At 63.8% G+C, this 18,982-nt stretch carries 18 protein-coding genes, 1 tRNA gene and 1 pseudogene; 10 read left to right on the plus strand and 10 right to left on the minus strand.

From position 1 onward, the window contains the following. Nucleotides 1-587: 587 nt before the first annotated feature. Nucleotides 588-782: pseudogene (locus F3S47_RS19710) on the minus strand (helix-turn-helix domain-containing protein); the annotation flags it as partial. A 305-nt stretch (nt 783-1,087) separates the two neighbouring features. Here F3S47_RS19710 and F3S47_RS03665 point away from each other — a divergent pair. The 4 genes from F3S47_RS03665 to F3S47_RS03680 all read left to right on the plus strand — a co-directional run bounded on the left by F3S47_RS03665 (nt 1,088) and on the right by F3S47_RS03680 (nt 5,049). Then, nucleotides 1,088-1,507 carry a hypothetical protein gene (locus F3S47_RS03665; protein WP_150443839.1) on the plus strand — a complete coding sequence of 140 codons (420 nt, stop codon included), beginning with the start codon at nt 1,088-1,090 and terminating at the stop codon, nt 1,505-1,507. A 520-nt stretch (nt 1,508-2,027) separates the two neighbouring features. Next, nucleotides 2,028-2,216 carry a hypothetical protein gene (locus F3S47_RS03670; protein WP_150443840.1) on the plus strand — a complete coding sequence of 63 codons (189 nt, stop codon included), beginning with the start codon at nt 2,028-2,030 and terminating at the stop codon, nt 2,214-2,216. Next, nucleotides 2,213-3,268, plus strand: a complete 1,056-nt coding sequence (locus F3S47_RS03675; protein ID WP_191090064.1) for a site-specific integrase — start codon at nt 2,213-2,215, stop codon at nt 3,266-3,268. Before F3S47_RS03670 ends, F3S47_RS03675 begins: the two co-directional genes overlap by 4 nt. Nucleotides 3,269-3,498: 230 nt before the next feature. Then, nucleotides 3,499-5,049, plus strand: a complete 1,551-nt coding sequence (locus tag F3S47_RS03680; RefSeq protein ID WP_150443842.1) for an Eco57I restriction-modification methylase domain-containing protein — start codon at nt 3,499-3,501, stop codon at nt 5,047-5,049. 7 nt (nt 5,050-5,056) lie between these two features. Here F3S47_RS03680 and F3S47_RS03685 read toward each other — a convergent pair whose 3' ends face one another. From F3S47_RS03685 to F3S47_RS03710, 6 genes are all read right to left on the minus strand, one after another. Next, nucleotides 5,057-5,785 carry a hypothetical protein gene (locus tag F3S47_RS03685; protein ID WP_150443843.1) on the minus strand — a complete coding sequence of 243 codons (729 nt, stop codon included), beginning with the start codon at nt 5,783-5,785 and terminating at the stop codon, nt 5,057-5,059. Beyond that, nucleotides 5,782-6,909, minus strand: coding sequence for a hypothetical protein (locus F3S47_RS03690; protein ID WP_150443844.1), 1,128 nt, complete (start codon nt 6,907-6,909; stop codon nt 5,782-5,784). The genes F3S47_RS03685 and F3S47_RS03690 overlap by 4 nt, the downstream gene beginning before the upstream one ends. Further along, the gene (locus F3S47_RS03695; protein WP_150443845.1) at nt 6,906-9,218 is read right to left on the minus strand and encodes an ATP-binding protein; all 2,313 of its coding nucleotides are present in this window, start codon (nt 9,216-9,218) and stop codon (nt 6,906-6,908) included. Before F3S47_RS03695 ends, F3S47_RS03690 begins: the two co-directional genes overlap by 4 nt. Before the next feature lie 314 nt (nt 9,219-9,532). Beyond that, nucleotides 9,533-9,616 (minus strand) — tRNA-Leu (locus F3S47_RS03700). Between the two features lie 48 nt (nt 9,617-9,664). Beyond that, nucleotides 9,665-10,210, minus strand: coding sequence for a tetratricopeptide repeat protein (locus tag F3S47_RS03705; RefSeq protein ID WP_150443846.1), 546 nt, complete (start codon nt 10,208-10,210; stop codon nt 9,665-9,667). 36 nt (nt 10,211-10,246) lie between these two features. Further along, nucleotides 10,247-10,714 (minus strand): Lrp/AsnC family transcriptional regulator, encoded by a 468-nt coding sequence (locus tag F3S47_RS03710; protein ID WP_150443847.1) that lies wholly within the window; start codon nt 10,712-10,714, stop codon nt 10,247-10,249. 110 nt (nt 10,715-10,824) lie between these two features. Here F3S47_RS03710 and putA point away from each other — a divergent pair, with 110 nt between their 5' ends. Continuing rightward, entirely contained in the window at nt 10,825-14,277 is a 3,453-nt protein-coding gene (putA, locus tag F3S47_RS03715) for a bifunctional proline dehydrogenase/L-glutamate gamma-semialdehyde dehydrogenase PutA (protein WP_150443848.1), read from the plus strand. Nucleotides 14,278-14,411: 134 nt separating this feature from the next. On the opposite strand, the gene F3S47_RS03720 is transcribed toward putA, so the two are convergent. After that, the gene (locus F3S47_RS03720; protein WP_150443849.1) at nt 14,412-14,663 is read right to left on the minus strand and encodes a DUF167 domain-containing protein; all 252 of its coding nucleotides are present in this window, start codon (nt 14,661-14,663) and stop codon (nt 14,412-14,414) included. 53 nt (nt 14,664-14,716) lie between these two features. On the opposite strand from F3S47_RS03720, the gene F3S47_RS03725 reads away from it, so the two are divergent. Genes F3S47_RS03725 through F3S47_RS03735 form a run of 3 tightly spaced genes read left to right on the plus strand, consistent with a single transcriptional unit; the run spans nt 14,717 to nt 17,142 of the window. Beyond that, on the plus strand, nt 14,717-15,820 hold the full coding sequence (locus tag F3S47_RS03725) for a class II histone deacetylase (protein ID WP_150443850.1): 1,104 nt from the start codon (nt 14,717-14,719) through the stop codon (nt 15,818-15,820). Between the two features lie 51 nt (nt 15,821-15,871). Further along, nucleotides 15,872-16,447, plus strand: coding sequence for a nitroreductase family protein (locus F3S47_RS03730; RefSeq protein ID WP_150443851.1), 576 nt, complete (start codon nt 15,872-15,874; stop codon nt 16,445-16,447). Further along, nucleotides 16,444-17,142 (plus strand): EI24 domain-containing protein, encoded by a 699-nt coding sequence (locus F3S47_RS03735; RefSeq protein WP_150443852.1) that lies wholly within the window; start codon nt 16,444-16,446, stop codon nt 17,140-17,142. The genes F3S47_RS03730 and F3S47_RS03735 overlap by 4 nt, the downstream gene beginning before the upstream one ends. Here the strand turns inward: F3S47_RS03735 and F3S47_RS03740 are convergent. Together F3S47_RS03740 and mce are read right to left on the minus strand one after the other, a co-directional pair. Further along, a complete protein-coding gene (locus F3S47_RS03740) occupies nt 17,139-17,426 on the minus strand; it encodes a DUF1467 family protein (RefSeq protein WP_150443853.1) in 288 nt (95 codons plus the stop codon). The genes F3S47_RS03735 and F3S47_RS03740 overlap by 4 nt on opposite strands. Then, a complete protein-coding gene (mce, locus tag F3S47_RS03745) occupies nt 17,426-17,830 on the minus strand; it encodes a methylmalonyl-CoA epimerase (protein ID WP_150443854.1) in 405 nt (134 codons plus the stop codon). The genes F3S47_RS03740 and mce overlap by 1 nt, the downstream gene beginning before the upstream one ends. Nucleotides 17,831-17,971: 141 nt before the next feature. Between mce and F3S47_RS03750 the strand changes: the two genes are divergently transcribed. Both F3S47_RS03750 and F3S47_RS19290 read left to right on the plus strand, forming a co-directional pair. Then, on the plus strand, nt 17,972-18,688 hold the full coding sequence (locus F3S47_RS03750; protein ID WP_150443855.1) for a response regulator: 717 nt from the start codon (nt 17,972-17,974) through the stop codon (nt 18,686-18,688). Nucleotides 18,689-18,803: 115 nt separating this feature from the next. Beyond that, complete coding sequence (locus F3S47_RS19290) at nt 18,804-18,980, plus strand: hypothetical protein (protein WP_191090065.1); 177 nt, start codon at nt 18,804-18,806, stop codon at nt 18,978-18,980. Nucleotides 18,981-18,982: the final 2 nt, after the last annotated feature.

The following is an 18,982-nucleotide window of genomic DNA, read 5'->3' on the forward strand; positions in this document are numbered from 1 at the left end:
TTCCGGATGGCTTCGGCGAACTTGGTGCGGGTCTTGGCCTCCAGCTCGGGATCCGCCGCAGCCGGCTCGGAGAAAGCCTCCCACCGAGCGTCCCGGAGCCAATTCTGCGGATAGGCGATGTACTGCTTGCGGTTGCCCTTCTGCTCCTCGGCGTAGGCCCTCGCCGCCGCCACAAGCCGCTCAGGCGTCGCGCCGCGACCGAGAGCCTCCTCGATCCCCGCCCGGACGGCCTCCTCGTCACCGCGCCGCGGATAGGCCGCGAGGAAGTCAGCGAGCAGGTCGTCGAGATCAGGCTCCGCCTCATCCAGCTTCGAAGAAGAATCCGATGTGTGTGGCGCCCCCGGCGACACACAAGGTTCCCTTACTGGTTCTTTTACAGGTTCAGCATCTATATAAACTCCACCAGAGTGGAGATTGGTCTGGCCCGAAAGTGGAGATAGCCCCCCCTCCAAAGTGGAGTTAGCCCTATCTCCACTGAGTGGAGATGGCTCTTGGCCTTCTTGAAGCTCAAACCCCAAGATGTAGTGGGTCGGCAGGCGGAGATGCGTCCGCGCTTCGTGCTTCCTCTCCCGCCGGATCAGCCGCTTCTCCTCGAGCGAGCCGAGGGCGTTGTTCAGGCCGCCATTGGACAGGCCGGTGTGATCGCGCAGGTAGTCCTGCCGAGGGAAAGACCCCATCGAGGGGTTGTGGCAGTCGCACAGGTGGAAGAGCACCCGGAACTCGCCGTGCGTGAGGTCGTCAGGCGGGACGTCCGCCAGCCATTTCATGGCGGCGAGGCTCATTGCGCCACCGCCCAGATCGGCCGCTTGCGTGCCATTCGACTGCTCCCGCGTTATTGCCTGTTTCTGGTCTGCCTCGGTGGAGGCATCGCTGGCCCCAAGCAGGGCTTTGTAGCTGCTGTTTCGAGCGGACTAGGTCGGGCCAGGCAGCCCTCCCGGTGCTCCTGAACTGTCACCGCGATATGGGCGCCACTCGCGCCCGTCGTTCTGGCTCAACGGTTGCGAGCGGTCCTGTCCGCGACGTCGAAGACGCGGCAGACAAGGGCGACGCCCCCAAGCTCGTGATCAGTTGATGTGCAGCGTTCGACATGCAACAGAAATATTACGATAAGTTCGTAATATCAAGAATCTGGACCTCAGGAAATGCAGAAATATCGGATTCAGGTAATGACAAGCTGATGGACTACTTGGCAAAGCAGCGCAGGGCGAGGTCCGGCTCGCTGACACCTGATGCGATACACCGCAGGCTCGTCGCGGTGCGGCTAGCAACTGGCTTTAAGGCAACTGACCTCGCCGAGAGCGCATCCATCAAGTACACGACCTTCAAGTCACAGGAGGGCTCGGGTTCGCCATCCCTTCGGATGCTCGACTTCTACTGGAAAGCATTCCAGGTCGATCCGAACTTCATCCTTGGCGGAGACTTCTCGCGAATTCTCCCCGACACCCTTGAAGCGATCTTGTCGCACTTGGACGACCCCGAAGCCGGCACTTCGGATAGAGCAACCTAGTAGCGCCCCGCCCCTTCGGCGCGACCGAAAAAGCCACCAGACGCGCAAACATGCGCCCCCCGCGATGTTCACGGCTCATTCTCCTCCTAGATAGCGAAGCAATTTTGCCGAAAGCATCTAAATTACATTTATCTCGTATTATAGATTGCTGTACTACCAAAATATCGTAATGTGCGCCTCAGTGTTGGTAGGAGGCACCGATGCAGGACACAGAACGCCTAAACCTTGAACGCATGAAGGCGGACTTCTAGATGGCGCCGCCAGCCCAGCGCCTCGAGGTGATGAAGGCCGCCGTCATTAACACCCACAGCGGGTGGGACCTGCCCAGCGAGAGGAGTCTATCAACCGATCATCTGCAGCCTGCAGCTCTTCGCAGTGTACACGATGTCCGACGACATCGAACAGCTCCCGCGCAACTGGCTGAAGGGCGCCAAGGCCCAGCCGGCCCGCAATCGGAGCCGTCATTCCGAAGGCTGGACAGGGCGGATCCGCGCCAGGACTGGCTTCCTCTGTGAGCCGGATGCAGCCCCTCTTCGCCAAGGCACAAACCGCTGCGCGCCTGCTCGACATGGAACGGCCGGAATTCCTGCGCCTCGGCGAGGCGGGGAGCCTGCCCGGCCCTAACAAATTTGGAAGATGGGATGTGTCGCAGCTTCTGGCTATCATGCGGGGCGACGCGATCCGCATGGAGGAGGAGCTCGAGCTGTGACTCGAGGGAGCAAACCCTACCTGAGCCGGAAGGTGATCCGGGGACGGCGAAGGGTCTTCTTCCGTAAGACCTGGCTGGAAAACGGAAAGCGCCGGGAACGCTACGTCGAGATCCAGCACCCGGAAGACAGCCCCGAGTTCGATCGAGAGTACTGGAAGCTCCGCAGCGGGCAGAGCGAGCGCCTCAAACCCGGAAGGGCCACCCACACCTATGGCGAGCTGATCCGGAGCTACCGCCGCTCCAGCGCCTACCTCACCCGCGCCCCGGCTACCCGCAAGAAGTACGACGACGTCCTCGAGGCACTGCTCGAGAAGAACGCGACGAAGGACGTACGGAAGACGACCCGCAGCCAGGTGCGGGCCATCCACGAGAAGTACGCCGCCACGCCTCGGAAGGCGGACTGGCAGATTCAGGTCATCAAGCTGCTCTTCAACTTCGCGATCCAGGAGCTGGACTGGCCTATGACGAACCCCGCCGCGGGCATTTCCCTCTTCGGAACATCGAAGGAGCACGAGCCCTGGCCTGAATGGCTGCAGAAGGCGTACGACAACGCCGCCCAAGCGCGCGACGACGTGCACGGCCAGCGCGCGCTGATCGCTCGACACCTGGGCTGCGGAACCGGTCAGCGCCCCAGCGATCTAGTCTCGATGGAATGGGACCACTTCGACGGCGAGTACATGGCCGTGGTCCAGGACAAGACGAAGACGAGGCTCTGGGTCTACTGTCCTACGTTCCTGCGCAACTTCCTCGAGTCGGTTCCGCGCACAGGGCGCTTCATCCTGGCAAAGAACCTGACGGAGCCACTTACCTACTGGCAGATGGCGTCGGCTTTCCAGAAGGTGCGCGGCGCCCTGGGGCACAAGGCCGAAAGCTACGTCATGCATGGATGGCGCTTCACGGCGGCCACCGAGCTGGCGGAGGCAGGTTGTAGCGACGCGGAGATCCAGTCAGTCACGGGCCACAAGAGCCTGGCGATGGTCCAGAAGTACCGCGGAAGAGCCCAGCAAAAGCTGCTCTCCCGTACCGCACAACAGCGACGACAGCGGGGGTGAGGCCAAAACTCACGAACATGCCAAGGTCATCGCATGGAACACCATTGCTTCACCATTGTAGGTATGAGCAATCTGAGACGGTTGCGGGCGGTGTAACGGACACTCGCGGGCGCTGGAGCGCGTCACGATCAGGAGAGCGCAGCCACTATGGAAGATCGGGAACCAAATCTGCATGTGGGCACGGTTCTCACGCGCCGCGTAGAGAGAACCAGTAACCTACGAGCAACAAGATGAATCAAGACTCGCCGTTGATTGCCGACCCCTTCTACGATCCAAAAAGACTTGGGGCGTTCTACACTCCGACGACGATTGCTGACATGCTCGCAGAATGGGCCGTACGCTCGGGATACGAGCGCGTCTTGGAACCAAGTGCTGGTGAAGGAGCCTTAGTGAAGGCGGCAAGCAATCGTTCGGCACAAATGCATGGAACGCCAAGGGTGACAATCCTCGCCTGCGATATAAACCGATCCGTCATCCCAACAATTGCGAGCCACCTCCCTGAAAATTCCGAAGCAATAGAAAAAGACTTCCTCGATTTAGAGCCGACATCGACAGGCCTCTTCGATGCAGTCATCGCAAACCCGCCTTTCACTCGAAACCATGCAATTTCAGGAGAAATCCGAGTCGAGATCCGACGGCGCTTCCAGGTTTCGGGCGCTGCCGGCCTCTGGGTCTACTTCATTTTACACTCATTTAAGTTCTTAAAGGTTGGGGGTAAAATTGCGGCAGTGATACCAGCAGCCGCCCTCTTCTCGAACTACGGGAGGGAAGCGCTAGAGCGAGTTAGTGAACAATTCTCGACAGTAGAGCTTCGCGAATTTAATAAAAACCCAGCATGGGTCAATAACGCTGACGAAAGGGGGCTGCTACTACTTGCTGGCGGCTTCCGCCAAGGGTCCTGCGCAACCCCACAGAGAACAAAATGGACCACGACGGGCGCGGTCGCAGAAGTTGACCCCGCCTCTGATGCTGAATTCCAGTTCCTCCTTCGGTGTTCGCACCGATTAGAGAAGATTGCGAAAATCAGCATTGGCGCCGTAACGGGCCATAATCTTGTATTTCTTTTGGATGAAGAGACTCGCCGGAGACACGGGATCCCGCCGAGCGAGGTCAGACCAATTGTCTCTCGTGCACGTCATGTACCTGCGTTGACAGTCGGAGCAGCCTCCCTGCGTCGCCTCGCAGCGGCAGGAGAGCGAACGCTTCTCCTGTCACCGCAGTCTATCGACGAACGGGGAAGCGGAAGCAGAAAACAACTTGCACGGATAAACGCTCAACGGCGACGTACTACCCGATGGTTTCAAAAGCGGAATCCTTGGTGGCGCGTATCAGTACCCGAATGCCAGGCTATTTTCACCTACATGAATGACAAAGGGCCAAGGTTGGTCCTCCAGAACGACGATATCGGATGCACGAACACGCTTCACTGCGTAACTTTTATTGCAGGTTTTTCTAGGCGCGAGCAGGAAGCCGCCTCTTTGAGCCTACTATCAACTTTTGGCCAACTCGCAGGAGAAATTCTTGGCCGCCGCTATGGCGGTGGAGTTCTTAAATTCGAGCTCAAGGACGCAAGGGGGCTCCCAATTCTACCAGCACCTAGTGACGTGGGAACGGCGTTTAGCGAGGCCGACGTTGCACTGCAAAACGGAAACCATAGTTTGGCGACTGAGATTGCGGATCGAGCGATAGTTGCGCCAATCCTTGGCCCCGGCTGGCTTAAGGCCGTAGCCAGAATGAGAGTCGAGCTCGCCGACCGCCGCAAAACCCGACGAGGTTGTTGACTCACAGTTACAGCTCTAGAGGTTTAGGGAACGGTCGTTGCATCGCGATCAAAGCATGGGTGTAAGTAAGTCCGACTGTAGCATCCCATTGGTGTAAGATCGCCCTAAGCCGCTCTCGCTGTCGTTTGGGAAGATGGCGAAGAAGCGTCTTCGCCTTTGCCGTGTCGATATGCTTCCGCCAATGTTTCTGATGTAACTCCATCACTGCAAAATTTAGTACGTCGATCGGGTGCACAATCAAGCTAGGTAGCCTTGGAATATCATTCATCGCTCCATGGAATTGGGAATGGAACGGCGGATGAGCCGCCCTTTCGACCGTGCGGCCCTCTACAACTTCCCGCCATCCGCCTTCCTCAGTGTCAAAGTGAACTACTTTAACTCCACCGTTCCCACTATCCCGAAAAGTAATAACAACGGCCCCCTTTACCCACACCCGACCGGTCTCGACCTGCAAACTGCAGAGATAATCAATTGAGATCTCGGCAGTCATGGTGTCAAAATCATCGGTCCCACCCTTCCAGCTCTGAGAACCAGAGAACAGAATAGGATTATCCCTTCTAGTGCGCCAAACGAAATCTTGGCCACCTCCCTTCTTTGCACTCGCTACAGCGCTCACAAGATCGATCCTCAGTTGATCAATGCGGCTCTTTGATCCTTTCTGAAGGAATTTCGCGGCCCCCTTAGAGAATGAGTCTAGATCGTCGGCCATATGAGCGGGATTGAAGGTAAACGTCATTGGTTCTCCGGAAGGTCCGCAGGATCAACCATCGTTCTCGCGATAGGATCGTTCATCGCTTCGTCCCTTCGCATCCAGACATCCAGCGCTTCTGCAGGCCAGCCGGGCGGATTTATCTGTATCGCATCCTCGATACGTTCCAAGCCGGATTCTTCAAGGTCAACATCCACCACCACGACCTGATCTTCATTCTCCAGAGGGCCGACTTCTCCGGGTAAATTATCTTTGAGAGCGCGAGCAAAATCGCCCGCGACTTCCGCATCTCGCTTTATTTTCCAGCTAAGGAAATCGATACCTGCGGTCCACCAACGTCGACCGGTTAGTCCACCGGCAAGACCCTCGAACCTTGCCTCGAGGAGAGCGGGCGATTCTTCGACGCGCTCATTTGCAACTCGACAAAAGTCATCTAGATCGACCCCCAACGTCCAAGCCGCATACTGGTCGGATAGCAGCAAGCCGGGACATGGAAGGACTCTATGGAGCAACCAACGTAGAACTGGCGTTGCCCCGCGGCTCCCGGATTTTGCGTTCCCAGCCTCACTGATCGGCGGACTCCACCTAGAAATCTGGTTGAATGCCATGTCGTACCACGTGGCCTCCTTCGGAACGCGTAGGAAAACCTCAACCTCCTCAAAGCTCATTCTCTGGTCGCCAGCGTCTTCCAACAGTTCCAGGGACACGGCGGCTAAGCACGAAACTGTGTCAAGAGACCCATCTTCATCCTTTGCGATAAGCCATTCGACATCCAGAGCAGGCGCCATGCGCGCCTCTCTACCCACGAAGCTACCGCTGAGTGGCACTGCTGGCCCAAGCGAAGGGATCTCATCCGAAAACGCCTCGACCTCATTGGTATAGATGGCAATCGGAGGGAGTGAGAGATCCTTGGCACGCGCCCAAGACCTAAGATTCCCGACAAAACTTGCTCCATCTAACGTGCCAAGACCGAGAATCTGCTCCCTATCAAGGTTCTGATCGAGAAGTATCAAGCTTGCCGAATCTAGGTTCTCCGCAAGCACTTCCCCAAATTTGCTATCGGTAGTATCGAGCATTACCGCATCAACAGATGCCGGTAGAAGCGCGGGCCTCGGATCATCGTCAATTAGGAGAACTCGGGGCTTTTTCATTTCTTAGGCAACTCCAATTCAACCGCGGTTTCATAACCCTCGGAAGGCGCGACAAACCGAACGCGCCCACCATACTCATCGACAAGGCTTCGAGTGATAGTCAGTCCTAAGCCCATCCCCTGCCCAAGCGACTCATCAATATCAATGCTAGTCGATCGGAAAGGCTCAAACCACTTTTCGGCAGCGGCTATGTCGACACGCGCACCGCTGTTTTCTACCTTCAACTGGAATGAGTCTTTATCCTCATTCGTAGAAATATGCAGTCGTCCGCCCTCCTCAGTGAACTTCACGGCATTACTGATGAGATTGCTTAATAGCGCAGTAAGCTCCGCCGGAAAAATTGGTGGAGTCACTGCATCTTCGTCAACCTGAATCCTCACGGCGAGGGCCTTTTTATGAATAGACGCGTCGAAGAAGGCTAGAACCCTCTCAAGCCGATCTCTTACTCCCTGTCGGCTTCGGCGCCGCCTGCCTTCGATGCCCGTGACGTCAGCCAGATAGACCGCGTTTCGGCGGAGCCTTTCTCTTATTTCTCGACTCTCCGCGGCAATAGCACGAAGTTTCTTGGCTCGACCGATGTTCTCTTCCGCGGCTGCAACTCGGTCTAGCGCCTCAGCGACCGATTGCGCTACGAGAGAGATGCTTCGAACTTCATGCACAAATGCCGCATGCTCCAGCCCAATTGATGCAAGCACTCGGAACATTGTGGCTTCTGATGTCATCTCATCAGATAGCTCTACTGCAGAGCCGAGGGTCTCTTCCAACTTTGCTATTTCCGCCTGAGCATCGGCAAATCTTCCAACGGTCATTGCGGAACGCGCATTCGATATGGAAGCTTGGGCTCGTTGATGGATATCTCGTAGCAAATGAGCAGATGGAGATTGTCCTGATGAGGCCCTTTCGGCGGCACGTTTCTGTCGCCCGCTTGTAGCTCTTCGTGCTTGTTTCACAGTAGACGTCGCGGCATATCTCACCCGCACCTGCAAGTCGATAGCCAAGCGCACGGTCTCCTCTATGAAGGTGAACTGCTCATTAGGAAGGAAACCTTCACGATTAACAAGCATCTGAAGGTCGCTTGCACCGGTTCGTGTAAGCAGTACCGCACCAAAAACCGCAGTATTGCCTTGGACCGCCAGCCCTTCTAACTGTGATCCAGGCGGTAAATCCCATTCTGATCGCCGCCGAAGGCGGCCTAATTCATTATGCCCTCGAGCCCTGTAATCGCGATCCAGTTGCAACCAATCATCCTTCGCGTCGCCATAAGGCAGAACGCGAAAACCTTCGTAGTAGACGCGGACACCCTGATATCGCGCTGGCCATTGGCCATTAGATTTCTGGAGAATCCTTGCTTGGAATCCAACGTTCGGACTGTCGCTTGGCAACTTCCTCTCCAGAACGAACCCCTCTGCGTTCGTATATTCAGAGACGGTGCGGCGCGTCGGTGAAACGCTAATGGTGAGCTTTCGTTGTTGCCTATCGCAATCAACTTCAATCACCCACGAGGCGCCGGCTACGGCCGCAGGTAACTCGCCTTCGGGAATAGCCAAGTCCCCGAGATAGTTGACCTCAAAGCCTCCTGGTCGCAGCTCGTCTCGGACTGACATCTGGTCAAGTAAGGGCTTCGTCGCTGTTATGTCATCAAGAGGCGCCAAAAGAATTTCCGGAGGCGTTAGGGTGGAGACTTCCTGAAAAAATTGATTGCGCTCCCTTTCGCCCCACTGCCTGCGAAGCGGAGCTAGCCGAAGCTGCGTTCCTGCGCTTTCTTTGGATCGTTTTTTTGACTCTACTTTTACAGCGCCGCTTTCTTCGATGTCTGCAATTGTCTCTAGCTCTTCGATTGCATCCCAATCGATCTCTGCAGCTAGCTCATAGCTTGCGGGGAAGCCATGCAGCGTATCTCGTTCCTCTTCGTTCCACCGGCGGGAGCGAACCGAAAGCTTATGTGCCAGCTTATGGGCTGCAAGCCTCCCAACACCTTTCTCCCCAGTATAGCGTCGCTCAAACCACGGCGATCGGCGATCGGTGCCGGTCTTCGAACGGCCTGCGATACGAAGGAATCCGCTGGCGAACTCCTTTTCGGACATCCCTATTCCGTTGTCAGAAACAACAATAGCTCCTGCACCAAGGTCATCGATCGCTTCTCCGACGATTGCCACCTTGGTCGCGTCCGCATCGTATGCGTTTTTGATTAACTCAATAAGTGCGGTCGATTCCCGACCCACCAGAAGCTCGCCAAGCTCGCGAAACAACTTTGTATCGACTGAAAATCCTGGCAATCGCACCGCCTTCTGTTTTTCTGCAGGCCACAACTACCGGTGTCGCGGGCGCAGTTCACCAAGAAAATGGACCGACGTGCGGAGCAGGATCGATCACGTGGGAAATGCGCCACCCGATGTCGCGAACGCGTCGCTGGTCCGGCAGGCATTCAGCCAGGGTTCAGACTACGTCCAAAGCGATTTGCGCAACAAGATCATCGCGAAGCGAGCGTTCCAGACCGAGACAGAAATCGTCGCTAGAACGGAACAAGACCAAAACGAGAAGGTGGGAACGCACTGTGGGAACGCTGTTCGGGCTTCCAGTTGCGAGGGGCTGGTCAGGCCAAATATTACTAGAAAATTCAAAATGGTGCCCGCGGCCGGACTCGAACCGGCACGCCTTGCGGCTAGAGATTTTAAGTCTCCTGTGTCTACCGTTCCACCACGCGGGCGCGGGCCCTTCCTGACGTGTCGGGGCGGCCTCGGCAAGACGGTCCGCGTCAGAGAGGCTCGCCCGGGGGCTCCTCCAGGAGAGACCGTTCGGCGAGCCAGGGGTTGAGCTCCAGCGCTGCGCGCAGGGTCTCCTGCGCTTCCGCCTCGCGCCCGAGCCCCATCAGCGTCAGCGCCTTGCCGGAGAGCGCGGCGACATGGCGGGGGTCGATCTCCAGCGCGCGGTTCAGATCCCAGAGCGCCGCGTCGAAGTCGCGCCGCAGGAAGCTGGCGAAGGCGCGCTGGTTGTAGCCCTCGGCGTAGTCCGGGCAGTAGGCCACGAGCCGATCGAGCACGTCGCGCGCCTCCAGGAAGGCGTACTGCTCCCGCAGCGCCATGCCGCGGTCGAGCAATTCCTGCGCCCGGGCGTCGGGCGCATCGGTCCAGAGCTCCCAGAGACCGTTCGACAGCTGCCGCGCCTCGCCCTCGCCGGTAGCGGACTGGATGTCGGCGATGATCGAATCGAGCGCCGCGCGGTGATCCGGCGCCTCCGGACAATCGTCCTGCGCGAGCGCAGGCGCGGCGAGGCAGGCCAGGAGAAGCAATAGCCGTATCATGCTCAGAAGCGTGACGCTCCCTGCCCATGGGTCAAGTCACGTCGCCGTCAGTCCTTCCTCCTTGACGGCCTGCATGGCGACATAGGTGGATGTATGAGCGACATGCGGCAGAGCCGAGATCGTCTCGGCCAGAACCGCCCGGTACTCGGCCATCGAGGCTGTCCGCACCTTGAGGAGATAGTCGAAATCCCCCGCGATCATGTGGCACTGCTCGATACTCGGAACGGCGAGGATACCGGCGTTGAAGGCCGCGAGGGCCTTCTCGCGCGTGTCGCTGAGCTTGACCTCCACGAAGGCCACGTGATCCCGCCCCATGCGGATCGGATCGACCAGCGCCCGGTATCCCCGGATCACGCCGGACTCTTCGAGCCGCCTCAGCCGCGCCTGGACCGGCGACTTCGTGAGCCCGACGCGACGCGCCAGTTCCGCGAGGCTGATCCGGCCCTCCACTGCCACGATCTCGAGGATCGCACGGTCGAACTGGTCGAGCCTGTCCTGCCCCATCGTCCTGCCCCTTCCACCAAATACAGGCCGTTGTTTTGCAGAATTGGCCGGATCGGTCCATCGTTTCGCGGTCCCGGCACTATACTGCTCGAAATCCACAGGAGACCGCCATGCCCCGTGACGTGACGCCCGACGAGATCCGCGCCCGCATCGACCGCGCGACCTATGCCGGAGAGCAGGAGGTGCTTGAGGACCTCACCGCGCTCGCCGAGCTCGATCCCGCCGCCCGCGCCGCCATCCGGGACCGGGGCGCGGCACTGGTCCGAGAGATCCGCGCCGAGAGCCGCCCCGGCCTCATGGAGGTCTTCCTCGCCGAATACGGCCTCTCCACCGACGAGGGCATCGCCCTCATGTGCCTTGCCGAGGCGCTCCTCCGCGTGCCCGACGCCGAGACCATCGACGCGCTCATCGAGGACAAGATCGCCCCCTCCGACTGGGGCAAGCACCTGGGTCACTCCTCCTCGAGCCTCGTCAACGCCTCCACCTGGGCGCTCATGCTGACGGGCCGCGTGCTGGACGACGAGCGGCAGGCGCCCTTCAAGGCCCTCCGCGGCGCCGTGCGCCGCCTGGGCGAGCCGGTGATCCGCACCGCCGTCGGCCGTGCGATGCGGGAGATGGGCCGCCAGTTCGTGCTGGGAGAGGACATCGAGCGCGCCATGTCCCGTGGCGCGAAGATGGAGGATAAGGGCTACACCTACTCCTACGACATGCTGGGCGAGGCCGCCCGGAGCTGGTCCGATGCCGACCGCTACCAGAAGAGCTATTCCGACGCGATCGCCGCCATCGCCAAGAAGTCCAAGAGCCAGGATATCACCCAGAACGCCGGGATCTCGGTGAAGCTCTCCGCGCTCCATCCGCGCTACGAGGAGATGCGTGCCGAGCGCGTGCTGGAGGAGATCCCGCCGCGCCTCGCCGACCTCTGCGCTCAGGCCGCCGACGCGCACATGGGCCTCAACATCGACGCCGAGGAGGCCGACCGCCTCGCGCTCTCCCTCGACATCATCGAGCGCACGCTGCAGGACGAGCGGCTGTCGTCCTGGAACGGCTTCGGCATCGTGGTGCAGGCCTACGGCCAGCGCGCCGCTCCCGTCATCGACTGGGCCTACGACCTCGCCGGCCGCACCAACCGCCGGATCATGGTCCGGCTCGTCAAGGGCGCCTACTGGGACACCGAGATCAAGCGCGCCCAGGTCCTCGGCGTGCCGGGCTTCCCGGTCTTCACCGACAAGGCCGCGACCGACGTCAGCTACATCGCCAACGCCCGCAAGCTCCTGGGCATGACCGACCGGCTCTATCCCCAGTTCGCCACCCACAACGCCCATACCATGGCCGCCGTTCTGCACATGGCCGAGGGCCTGCCGCGCGACGCCTGGGAGTTCCAGCGCCTGCACGGCATGGGCGAGACGCTGCACGGCCTCGTGCTCAAGGGCGAGAAGACCCGCCACCGGATCTACGCCCCCGTGGGCGCCCACGAGGACCTGCTGGCCTACCTCGTCCGCCGCCTGCTCGAGAACGGCGCCAACTCCTCCTTCGTCAACCAGATCGTCGACGAGCAGGTCGCCCCCGAGGAGGTCGCCGCCGACCCCTTCGCCCGCGCGGGACAGGCTCCGCGCCTGCCGACGGGGCCCGAACTCTTCGCCCCCGAGCGTCCGAACTCAACGGGCTGGGACCTCGGCCACCGCCCGACGCTGGAGGCCATCGAGGCCGGGCGCGGCGCCTTCCACGACCACGAATGGTGCGCCGCTCCCTCTCTCGACAAGACCTACGCCGCCGACGAGTCCGAGGCGCGCACCAACCCTGCCGACCCTGGAGACACCGTGGGCCACGTCCGCTGGGCCACCGAGGAGGACGTGACCGAGGCCCTCGACGCCGCCCGCCCCTGGGCCACCGAGCCCAAGGCTCGCGGCACGATCCTCGCCCGTGTCGCGGACCTCTACGAGACCCATGCCTTCGAGCTCTTCGCGATCCTGCACCGCGAGGCGGGCAAGACCCTGCTCGACGCCGTGGGCGAGGTGCGCGAGGCAGTGGACTTCCTGCGCTACTACGGCGCCAACGCGAGCGACCGCGGCGGAGAGCCGGGCGCCTGGACCTGCATCAGCCCCTGGAATTTCCCGCTCGCCATCTTCACCGGCCAGATCGCCGCCGCCCTGGCCCAAGGCAACGCGGTGCTCGCCAAGCCTGCCGAGCAGACGCCCCTCATCGCCGCCCGTGCCGCCGAGCTGATGCACGAGGCCGGTGTCCCGCGCGAGGCGCTGCACCTCCTGCCCGGCGACGGCAAGGTCGGCGCCGCCCTCGTCTCCTCCGGCCGGCTCGCAGGCGTGGCCTTCACCGGCTCGACCGAGACCGCCCGCCGAATCCGGGCGAGCCTCGCCGAGACCGGCCGCCCCGGCACCCCGCTCGTGGCCGAGACCGGCGGCCTCAACGCCATGATCGTCGATTCGACCGCCCTGCCCGAGCACGCGGTCCGCGACATCCTGGCTTCCGCCTTCCAGTCCGCCGGCCAGCGCTGCTCTGCGCTCCGCTGCCTCTACGTGCAGGAGGATATCGCGCCGAAGCTGCTGAAGATGCTGAAGGGGGCCATGGACACGCTGATCCTCGGCGATCCCTGGCGGCTGGAGACCGACAGCGGCCCGGTGATCGACGAGGAGGCCCGCGCCGACATCGCGGCCTACGTCGACAAGGCCGAGTCGGAGGGCCGCCTGCTGCACCGCCTCGATGCGCCCGAGACCGGCACCTTCGTCGCCCCCGCGCTGATCCGGGTTCCGGGCATCGAGGCGCTGGAGCGCGAGGTCTTCGGCCCCGTCCTGCACGTCGCTACCTTCGGCGCCGAGGAGGTCGACAAGGTCATCGACCGGGTCAATGCTACCGGCTACGGGCTCACCTTCGGCCTGCACACCCGGATCGACGACCGGGTCCAGGAGATCGTCGACCGCATCGCGGTGGGCAATACCTACGTCAACCGCAACCAGATCGGCGCCATCGTGGGCTCCCAGCCCTTCGGCGGCGAGGGTCTCTCGGGCACCGGCCCGAAGGCGGGCGGACCGAACTACCTCCCCCGCTTCCGCCCCGCGCCCGCCCCGGTCGAGGGCCTGGGTTGGGAGAAAGACGACGACCCCGCCCGCCTCGAAAAGGCGCTCTCGGCGGTCACCGGGGGCAAGCCCGTGGGCACGCTGGACCTGCCCGGCCCCACCGGCGAATCGAACCGCCTCACCCTCCTGCCCCGAGGACCGGTCCTGTGCCTGGGTCCCGGCCCCGAGGCCGCGAAGGCGCAGGCGGAAGCGATCCAGGCCCTCGGCGGCCAGCCGGTGAAGGCCGAGGGCTCGGTTGGCCCCGACACGCTCGAGACCCTCTCCCCCCTCGCCTGCGTGCTCTGGTGGGGCGACGAGGAGACCGGCCGTGCCCTCGACCTCGCCCTCTCGAAGCGAGACGGCCCGATCGTGCCGCTGGTCACCGGCAGCCCCGACCGGGGTCACGCCTGCCACGAGCGTCACGTCTGCATCGATACCACCGCCGCGGGCGGCAATGCCCAGCTTCTGGCCGAGGTCTCCGGCGCCCGCGCCTGATCCTCTTCTGGGGTCAAATATCCCTCGGGGGGAGTCCGCGGAGCGGACGGGGGGCAGACAGCCCCCCCTCCGCCCGGTCCTCTCCGCAAGGAGAGGTCCGGGCTTACAAAGTGCGCCGAAGGCGCTCCGCGGGATCACAGCACTTGCACCACCTTGTCCCGCGCGGTCTCGCCCCGCACCAGCCGCAGGCGCGACTTCGGCAGACCCAGCGCCTTGGCGAGCAGCGCCAGGATCGCACGGTTGGCCTTGCCGTCCTCCGGCGGGACGGTGACGTAGACCCTGAGCCCCTCCGTCTCCTCGACGACCCGCTCCTTCGAGGCCCGCGGCGTCGCCCGCAGGGCGATCTCGGTGCCCGGTACGGCCAGGTGGCTGAGGCGTCCCTTCATCGTGTGGATCCTGCCCCCTTGCCGCCCGGAAGGCCATGGACAACGATGCCGCCATGAGCACCGGATTCTACTGGTCGGAGCGCTGTTTCTGGCACTCCGGCGGCAACTACGCGGGCAACGCCCCGGTCGGCGGGCACGTCCAGCCCCTCGCGGCGGGCGGCCTGCCTGAGAACCCCGAGGGCAAGCGCAGGCTGAAGAACCTCATGGAGGTCACGGGCCTCGTCGGGGACCTCGCAGTGGCGGGCGCAGAGCCCGCGACCGAAGCCGATCTCGCCCGCGTCCACGCCCCCGCCTACCTCGAGGAGTTCTGCCGCCAGTCCGACGCGGGCGGCGGAGAAATCGGCCTGCGCGCGCCCTTCGGCCCGGGCAGCTACGAGATCGCCGCGCTCTCCGCGGGCCTCGCCGCGCGGGCGGTCGAGGATGTCCTCGCCGGCCGCCACCGCAACGCCTATTCCCTCTGCAGGCCGCCCGGGCACCATTGCACCGCCGACTGGCCCAACGGCTTCTGCCTCCTGAACAACATCGCCGTTGCCGTCGCCCGCGCCCGGGCGAGTGACCCGGTCCGGGTGGCCGTGCTCGACTGGGACGTGCACCACGGCAACGGGACCGAGGCGATCTTCTACGAGGAGGCGGAAGTCCTCACCGTCTCGCTCCACCAGGAGTGGAACTACCCCCTCGACACCGGCCGCGCCACCGACCGGGGCACGGGACCGGGCGAGGATGCCAACCTCAACGTCCCGCTGCCCCCCGGCGCGGGCCATGCCACCTGGCTGGAGGCGCTCGACCGCCTCGCCCTCCCCGCGATCCGCCGCTTCGCACCCGACCTCATCGTGGTGGCCTGCGGCTACGACGCCGCGCTGATCGACCCGCTGAGCCGCATGATGTGCACCGCCGAGACCTACCGCGAGATGACCCGGCGGGTCATGGCGCTGGCCGACGACATCTGCGGCGGCCGCCTCGTGCTGGCGCACGAGGGCGGCTACTCCGAGGTCTACGTCCCCTTCTGCGGCCATGCCGTCCTCGAGGAACTCTCCGGCTCGCAGGTCCGCGCCCCCGATCCCTTCGCCGAGGCCTACCGCCTGCGCCAGCCCGGCGCGCGCTTCGAGGCCTTCGCGAGCGAGCTCATCGCCGAGCAGGCCGAGGCCGCGGGCCTCTAGCGGAGCCGCGCGGAAGAGGCTAGCTCCGGGGCCAGGCAACACGAGGATCCCATGCCCGAGAGAAACCAGGCCGCGCTCGACTTCCTGCTGACCCGCCGTTCGCGGCCCGCCAAGACGCTTCGCGCGCCCGTGCCCGACCGTGCAGAGGTGGAGACGCTGCTGACCGCCGCCGCGCGCAGCCCCGACCACGGCAAGCTGGAGCCCTGGCGCTTCCTGGTGCTGACCAAGCCCGCGCTCGACCGGCTGGCCGAGGCCGTCGTGGCCCGCGGCACCGAGCTCGGCAAGGACGAGGGCGACATCGCCAAGGCCCGCGCCCAGTATGCCGACGCCGATCTCGCCGTCGCCGTGGTCTCGGCCCCGGTGATCTCCGAGAAGATACCCGAGGTCGAGCAGCTGCTCTCTTCCGGGGCGGTCTGCCTCGCGCTGCTGAACGCCGCGCTGGCCTCGGGCTGGGGCGCGAACTGGCTGAGCGGCTGGCACGTCCACGACCGCAACTTCGCCGAGCGCCAGTTCGGACTCGCTCCGCACGAGCAGATCGCGGGCCTCATACATATCGGCACCGAGAGCAACGCCCCTCCCGAGCGGCCGCGCCCGGATCTCGCCGCCAAGACCACCTGGGTCGAATGATCTTCGGCGACTTCGCCAAGGCCGTTGGCCAGCTCACGGACCCGCGCTTCCGCCGGGTGTTCTGGCTCGGTATCGCGCTGACCTTCGCCCTTCTGGTGATGGTCTACGCGACCGTGCTCTGGATCGTTCAGGGCCTCTCCCCCGACTCGGTCACCGTGCTGAACGGGCGGGAGGTCACCTGGATCGGCGACCTGCTCTCCGCGGGCTCGCTGGTGCTGATGATCTTCCTGTCGATCTTCCTGATGGTGCCGGTGGCCTCGGCCATCACCTCGCTCTTTCTCGAGGACGTGGCCCAGGCGGTGGAGGAGCGTCACTACCCCGGCCTGCCCCCCGCCCCGCGCCTGCCCTGGAGCGACGCGCTGCGCGACACGGCCTCGTTCCTCGCGGTGCTCATCGTGGGCAACCTGGTGGCAATCGTGGCCTACGTCATGCTGCCCATCGGCGCGCCCTTCATCTTCTACGCGCTGAACGGCTACCTGCTGGGGCGCGAGTACTTCCAGATCGCGGCCATGCGCCGGGAGGGGCGCGAGGGCGCCAAGGCCCTGCGTCAGCGGCATACCGGCACGATCTGGGTCGCCGGCTGCCTGATGGCGCTGCCGCTCACGATACCGCTGGTGAACCTGCTGATCCCGATCCTCGGGGCCGCGACCTTCACGCACCTTTACCACCGCCTGAGGCGGCGCACGCCGGTCTAGTCGGTCGGCGCCTCGCGCGGGGCCATGCGCCCGAACCAGTCGAAGTCGCGCACTTCGATCACGCCGGAGATGATGATCCCGGCGATCACGACCCAGATGCCCAGCGCCCAGATCGTCGTGACCTTGGCCTTCTTGCCCAGTTGCGGGTCCGAAGGGGCGGACTTGTGCGTGCCCGGCACGGTCTCGCCGCTCTCGCCCTGGGTGGTCAGGCGCAGGGGGAGGACGACGAAGAAGACCATGAACCAGATCACGGCCAGCAGGACGAGGGCGGAAACGGGACCCATCAGACTTCCTCCAGTTCGATCAGACACCCGTTGAAATCCTTCGGATGCAGGAAGAGCACCGGCTTGCCGTGCGCGCCCGTCTTCGGCCTGCCGTCGCCCAGCACCCGCGCGCCCTGCCCGGTCAGCCGGTCGCGCGCGGCGAGGATGTCCTCGACCTCGTAGCAGACATGGTGGATGCCGCCCGAGGGGTTCTTGTCCAGGAAGCCGCGGATCGGGCTGTCCTCTCCCAGCGGATGGAGCAGCTCGATCTTGGTGTTGGGCAGTTCGATGAAGACCACGGTGACGCCGTGGTCGGGCTCGTCCTGCTGCGGGCCGACCTCGGCGCCCAGAGCATCGCGGTACTGCGCCCGCGCGGCCTCGAGATCCGGGACGGCGATGGCGACGTGATTCAGGCGGCCGATCATGGGCTCCTCCGGCGTGTCGGCGCCCTTATCCGCCCTCGCGTCCCGCGGCGCAACGGACGTCTCGTCGCGGTGGCTTAACCCGGCATTCACCAGCCCGGGGCGATGCTCCTCGGACAGGCGAATCGAACAGCGGAGGGGCGCATGAACTCGCTCGACGACTACCTCGCCACCCGGCCACCCACCGCGGACCGGCCCCTGCTCGGGGTCACCGTGCTCGCGGTGGAGGACAGCCGCTTCGCCAGCGAAGCGCTGCGCCTGCTCTGCCTGCGCTCCGGCGCGCGCATCCGGCGGGCCGAAAGCCTCGAGACGGCACGCCGGCACCTTCGGGTCTACCGGCCCACCTGCATCGTGGTGGATCTCGGCCTGCCCGACGGCGACGGGGAAGAGCTGATCGCGGATCTCGCCGGACCGGCCCCGGCCGTCTCCGTCATCCTCGCCACCAGCGGCGAACCGGACGGCGAGGCGCGCGCGCTGCAGGCCGGCGCGGACGGCTTCCTGGCCAAGCCCGTGGCCTCGCTTGCCGCCTTCCAGGAGGCGATCCTGGCGCGCCTCCCCGACGACCGTCAGCCCGCCGGCCCCCGCCCCCTGCCGGAGGGGGAGGTCGACCCCGACCCGATCGCCCTGCGCGACGATCTCGCGGCGATGGCCCGGACCCTCGGGGCGGAGGCGGAGGGTCACGCGGTGGATTACGCCGCGCAGTTCCTGGGCGGCCTGGCGCGAAGCTCGGGCGACGCGGCGCTCTCGCGGGCCGTCGCCGATCTCACTGCTCGCCGCCGCAGGGGCGAGCCCGCGCAGGCGGAGCTTCACCGGCTGAACGAGATCGTGCACCGGCGGCTCGACCAGACGGCGGCGATCTGATGCAGCCACCGACCCGAAAGCTCCCCCGTCGCGGCCAATTCGCGCCGCATTTGACCGCGAGTTTATTCCGCATGACGCCGCGCCACGGCACGGCAAAGGGACGAAGAGGGAACGCATGGCCCGGGTGATCGAACGGTTCTGGGACGACGAGATGGGAAGCGCGGTGGTCGACCGCGCCATTCTTGCCGCCGGCATCTTTATGCTGGGCTCCGCGCTCGCCGCCGCCGTCCTTCCCGCGCCCGCCGATCTCGCCGCGCAGGACCAGCCCGCGACCCTCGCCCAGGACGTCTGAGA

It is taken from the genome of Histidinibacterium aquaticum, assembly GCF_008710275.1.
In the GTDB taxonomy this organism is placed as follows: domain Bacteria; phylum Pseudomonadota; class Alphaproteobacteria; order Rhodobacterales; family Rhodobacteraceae; genus Oceanicola; species Oceanicola aquaticus.

Excerpts from the sequence above, each read along its gene's own strand:
- F3S47_RS03750 (WP_150443855.1), top strand. The coding sequence starts at position 17,972 with ATGAACTCGCTCGACGACTACCTCGCCACCCGGCCACCCACCGCGGAC.
- F3S47_RS03705 (WP_150443846.1), bottom strand. The coding sequence starts at position 10,210 with ATGATACGGCTATTGCTTCTCCTGGCCTGCCTCGCCGCGCCTGCGCTC.
- putA (WP_150443848.1), top strand. The coding sequence starts at position 10,825 with ATGCCCCGTGACGTGACGCCCGACGAGATCCGCGCCCGCATCGACCGC.
- F3S47_RS03665 (WP_150443839.1), top strand. The coding sequence starts at position 1,088 with ATGCAACAGAAATATTACGATAAGTTCGTAATATCAAGAATCTGGACC.
- F3S47_RS03720 (WP_150443849.1), bottom strand. The coding sequence starts at position 14,663 with ATGAAGGGACGCCTCAGCCACCTGGCCGTACCGGGCACCGAGATCGCC.
- F3S47_RS03670 (WP_150443840.1), top strand. The coding sequence starts at position 2,028 with ATGCAGCCCCTCTTCGCCAAGGCACAAACCGCTGCGCGCCTGCTCGAC.
- F3S47_RS03710 (WP_150443847.1), bottom strand. The coding sequence starts at position 10,714 with ATGGGGCAGGACAGGCTCGACCAGTTCGACCGTGCGATCCTCGAGATC.
- F3S47_RS03730 (WP_150443851.1), top strand. The coding sequence starts at position 15,872 with ATGCCCGAGAGAAACCAGGCCGCGCTCGACTTCCTGCTGACCCGCCGT.
- F3S47_RS03735 (WP_150443852.1), top strand. The coding sequence starts at position 16,444 with ATGATCTTCGGCGACTTCGCCAAGGCCGTTGGCCAGCTCACGGACCCG.
- F3S47_RS03680 (WP_150443842.1), top strand. The coding sequence starts at position 3,499 with ATGAATCAAGACTCGCCGTTGATTGCCGACCCCTTCTACGATCCAAAA.
- F3S47_RS03725 (WP_150443850.1), top strand. The coding sequence starts at position 14,717 with ATGAGCACCGGATTCTACTGGTCGGAGCGCTGTTTCTGGCACTCCGGC.
- mce (WP_150443854.1), bottom strand. The coding sequence starts at position 17,830 with ATGATCGGCCGCCTGAATCACGTCGCCATCGCCGTCCCGGATCTCGAG.
- F3S47_RS03685 (WP_150443843.1), bottom strand. The coding sequence starts at position 5,785 with ATGACGTTTACCTTCAATCCCGCTCATATGGCCGACGATCTAGACTCA.
- F3S47_RS03740 (WP_150443853.1), bottom strand. The coding sequence starts at position 17,426 with ATGGGTCCCGTTTCCGCCCTCGTCCTGCTGGCCGTGATCTGGTTCATG.
- F3S47_RS03690 (WP_150443844.1), bottom strand. The coding sequence starts at position 6,909 with ATGAAAAAGCCCCGAGTTCTCCTAATTGACGATGATCCGAGGCCCGCG.
- F3S47_RS19290 (WP_191090065.1), top strand. The coding sequence starts at position 18,804 with ATGGCCCGGGTGATCGAACGGTTCTGGGACGACGAGATGGGAAGCGCG.